The sequence below is a fragment of the Chitinimonas sp. genome (assembly GCF_041904975.1).
Taxonomy (GTDB): domain Bacteria; phylum Pseudomonadota; class Gammaproteobacteria; order Burkholderiales; family Chitinimonadaceae; genus Chitinimonas.
This window is the reverse complement of sequence record NZ_JAYRLZ010000349.1, coordinates 1-3,844: the sequence shown is the minus strand read 5'-3', so window position 1 is coordinate 3,844 and position 3,844 is coordinate 1. Positions and strand designations below refer to the sequence as shown.

Annotated in this window: 3 protein-coding genes and 1 pseudogene; 3 read left to right on the top strand and 1 reads right to left on the bottom strand. The window is 57.8% G+C overall.

Annotation, left to right across the window (positions count from 1 at the left end; all coding sequences use genetic code 11):
- Positions 1-90: 90 nt before the first annotated feature.
- Complete coding sequence (locus ACE3OH_RS20520) at positions 91-747, bottom strand: TetR/AcrR family transcriptional regulator (protein ID WP_021250123.1); 657 nt, start codon at positions 745-747, stop codon at positions 91-93.
- Between the two features lie 105 nt (positions 748-852).
- On the opposite strand from ACE3OH_RS20520, the gene ACE3OH_RS20515 reads away from it, so the two are divergent.
- From ACE3OH_RS20515 to ACE3OH_RS20505, 3 genes and pseudogenes are all read left to right on the top strand, one after another.
- Complete coding sequence (locus tag ACE3OH_RS20515; protein WP_374357528.1) at positions 853-1,845, top strand: efflux RND transporter periplasmic adaptor subunit; 993 nt, start codon at positions 853-855, stop codon at positions 1,843-1,845.
- Between the two features lie 24 nt (positions 1,846-1,869).
- Complete coding sequence (locus tag ACE3OH_RS20510) at positions 1,870-3,639, top strand: ATP-binding cassette domain-containing protein (RefSeq protein WP_031347191.1); 1,770 nt, start codon at positions 1,870-1,872, stop codon at positions 3,637-3,639.
- Positions 3,639-3,844: pseudogene (locus ACE3OH_RS20505) on the top strand (hypothetical protein); the annotation flags it as partial. The gene ACE3OH_RS20510 and the pseudogene ACE3OH_RS20505, both read left to right, overlap by 1 nt.

Genomic DNA, 3,844 nt, shown 5'->3' with positions numbered 1-3,844 from the left:
GCTTGGTCTAAAGGCCGGGTTCGACCCTGAGCGGTCAGTCTATGCTTTGGTGACGCAACGACCGGTCTGGAGTAGCGTCGCGGTGTAGCGTTAGCTACCTCGGCGGCTGGCTTGCTCCTTGGTGGCCAGTAATCCTGCCAAAGCAAAATGCTTGAGATGGCTTTTGAGTTCATCTGCGGGCCGCGTCATCAATGCGCGAAATGGAGTAGGCGTATCGCGGTCCACTACCAGCATCATCAGCATCGGTGCGATGACGCTCAGAACGCACCGCAACAACGCCGGGTCCTGTGCGCTGAATCCAGTAACTTCCGAAAGGATGTCGCTCATGAGCTTGAAGCGCGGCATCACCCCTTCTCGAACGAGGGCTGCTAGGTGGGTAGAAGGTGCAACCAACTCCCGGGCGAATACACGTCCATGCCAGCCCCCTTCGTCGTAAAGCCGGTCGACAATCATGTCGATGGCTGCGGATAGTTTGTTCTCCGCAGAATCCTGCCGAGCGTGAATTTCCTTGAGCTTCTGAAGGTTAATCAGCTGCTCATATCCTTCGAAGAGCACTGCTTGATACAACCCGTCGCGGCCGCCAAAGTGGTAATTGATGGCGGCAAGGTCTGTTCCGGCCGCTTCGCAAATCGCTTTGTTTGCGGCCCCTGCATAGCCAAGTCGTGCAAATAGCTGCCCGGCAACTTCCAGGAGGCGGGCTCGAGTTGCATCTCCATCGGCACGCGCTGCTCTCTTACGTCCAGCCATAGTTTTCAACCCAATCTTGATGCCCGAATGCTACCATAGTTGCAATTCAAATTGAATTTGAATATAGTGCGTCTATCGAGAACGTCAAGCGCAGGAGCATCGAATATGAACCGGAAAATTCTCGCCGGAGTTGCGATAGCAGTTGTTGGAGTCGTTGGTGTCAGCGCTTGGCTGTGGAGCGGAAACTCCTCGCAGAAGAACGACATCACGCTGCTTGGCAACGTCGACATCCGTCAGGTTTCACTGGCCTTCCAGGACAGCGAGCGCATTGTTGAAATGCGGGTTGAGGAAGGGGCGAAGGTCACAGCTGGCCAAGTTCTGGCGGTGCTCGACACTCGCACGCTCGAGCTTCAGGCGGCTCAGACCGAGGCTCAAATCGAGGTAAACAAGAAGGCTTTGCTGCGCTTACGCAACGGTTCGCGCCCGGAAGAAATAGGTCAGGCGCAGGCCCGGGTGGATGCTGCTACTACCGATGCAAAGTTGGCCGAGCTGGATTTCCAGCGGATGCAATCCATCGCAGAGGAAACTCATGGTCGAGGCGTTAGCCGCCAGGAATTGGACCGGGCCGCAGCGACATTAAAGGCGGCTCGTGCAAAAGTTGAAGACCAATCAATGGCCCTACGCCTCGCCAAATTAGGTCCGCGCTCTGAAGACATCGAGCAGGCGGCAGCCCAGCTCAAGGCATCGGAAGAGTCGTTGGCTTTACTCCGGCATCGCATTTCACTGGCTGAATTGAAAGCTCCGACCAATGCCGTCGTGCGTTCCAGATTAGCCGAGCCGGGCGACATGGCGTCGCCGCAAAAACCGGTCTACGCCTTGGCCATCGTGCAACCCAAATGGATACGCGCTTACGTAAATGAGGCGCAGCTTGCCCGTGTCCGGCCAGGGATGCCGGCTGAGGTCAAAATAGACGGACTTCCTGACGCATCCATCGCCGGGGAGGTTGGATATATCTCCTCGGTAGCGGAATTCACGCCCAAACCCGTCCAAACGGAAGAGCTACGAACGAGCCTTGTCTATGAGGTCCGCGTACTGGTCAAGGACCCTGACGACCAGCTACGGCTGGGCATGCCAGCCACTGTCCGCTTGGTGCCCTAATCACCCCGAGGCACTCGGCAAATCATGACCACAACTGCTCTCACCGTTGATGCAAAGGATGTCGTCAAACGCTTCAAAGGAGCGGTTGGCGGGCCGGCATTGAACGGCATCACCCTCTCGATTCCCAAAGGGCAGCTCACCGCCCTCGTGGGGCCTGATGGCGCGGGCAAGACCACACTCATACGGTTAATCGCTGGTCTGATGAAGCCGGATTCAGGGAGCCTCTACACACTGGGCATTGATGTGGCCGCCAAGCCCCAGGAGGTACAAGACCTCATCAGCTACATGCCTCAACGCTTTGGCCTCTATGAAGACCTGAGCGTCATGGAGAACCTTAATCTCTATGCCGACCTGCACGGCGTACCAATGGATGAGCGTCGAGAACGCTTTGACCGCATGCTGTCCATGACAGACATGGCCGCATTCACCAATCGCCTGGCAGGAAATCTATCGGGCGGCATGAAGCAAAAGCTTGGGTTGGCCTGCACGCTGGTACGTTCCCCCCGGCTACTTCTTCTCGACGAACCGACCGTCGGCGTTGACCCGCTCTCCCGCCGTGAGTTGTGGCGCATCGTGCAGCAGCTAGTCGAGGAAGAAGGTCTTCCGGTGATTGTGAGCACGGCTTACATGGACGAAGCAGAGCGTTGTAAGCACGTCATCGTAATGACTGAAGGGCAAGTGCTAGCCCAGGGCACACCGGATGAACTGTGCCGGCCGGCCAAGGGCCGTTGCTTTGTTGCCTATCCGCGGGAAGGTGAGTTGGCCAGGACGCTACAGGCGAGACTTATCGACGATAAGAGGCATGTTCTCGATGCTGTGCCGGAAAGCGGCGCGGTGCGCTTTATCCAGGCTGGGGGCACGGAGCCTCGTGACCTTGAAGGAATACTTCTGGGAGCTCGATGCGAGGCCACTCCCTCCCGCCTCGAAGATGGAGTGATGACCCTCCTGCGCGAGCGTGCGACCCAGGACGGCCACGAGGATGCGGTTGAGACCAAGAATTCGTCTGTACAGCTCGACACGAAGGACCCAATCGAGTTAATCAAGGTCCGCGACCTGGTTCGCCAATTTGGCAGCTTTACAGCGGTTGCCAGTACCTCGTTCAGCGTTCGCCGAGGCGAAATCTTCGGTCTACTCGGGCCCAATGGCGCGGGGAAGACGACCACATTCCGCATGCTTTGCGGCCTGCTCCCGGCGACCAGTGGCTTCCTCGAGGTGGCGGGTTTCAACCTGAGAACCGCCCGAGCACCTGCTCGCGCTCGCATCGGCTATGTCTCCCAGAAGTTTGCCCTGTATGGAAATCTGTCCGTCACCGAAAACCTCACGTTCTTCGGAGGCGCCTATGGCTTGGGCAGACAGGAGCTGTATGCCCAGGTAGAGCGAGCGCTAGACGAATTTCAGCTGCGGGAAAAGAAAGACGAACGAAGCGGTGAGCTTCCCGGCGGTTTCAAACAGCGGCTGGCCATGGCCACGGCCCTGATACATCGCCCCGAGATTCTCTTTCTCGACGAGCCTACAAGTGGCATCGACCCACTCGCTCGTCGCGCTTTCTGGCGGCGCATCACGACGCTTGCTGCCGAAGGCACCACCATCATCGTGACGACGCACTTCATGGAGGAAGCTGAGTATTGCGACCGCATCGTCATCCAGGATGCCGGGCGCTTGCTGGCGATTGGAACACCTCACGAAGTTCGCAGCCAGGCTTCTGGTGCGGCGAACATGAATGAGGCGTTCCTGGAGATTATCAAGAAGGCGCGCGAAAGCAGGCAGACCGGCTTCAATGCGGTGGAGGCCTGATGATGCAAACCCAATCGACTTGGCTCCCACGAAACTTGAGTCATTTTTGGCGACGGCTCAGGGCGCTCACCATCAAGGAGTTTCGCCAGCTGATACGCGACAAGAGCAACCTGGCGATAGGTATCTTCCTGCCCATCGCACTGATACTGCTCTTCGGGTACGGACTCTCGCTCGATATTCGGAATGCGCCAGTCGCCATCGTCCT

Coding starts and splice junctions, on each gene's coding strand:
- ACE3OH_RS20510 (WP_031347191.1), top strand. CDS start 1,870: ATGACCACAACTGCTCTCACCGTTGATGCAAAGGATGTCGTCAAACGC.
- ACE3OH_RS20515 (WP_374357528.1), top strand. CDS start 853: ATGAACCGGAAAATTCTCGCCGGAGTTGCGATAGCAGTTGTTGGAGTC.
- ACE3OH_RS20520 (WP_021250123.1), bottom strand. CDS start 747: ATGGCTGGACGTAAGAGAGCAGCGCGTGCCGATGGAGATGCAACTCGA.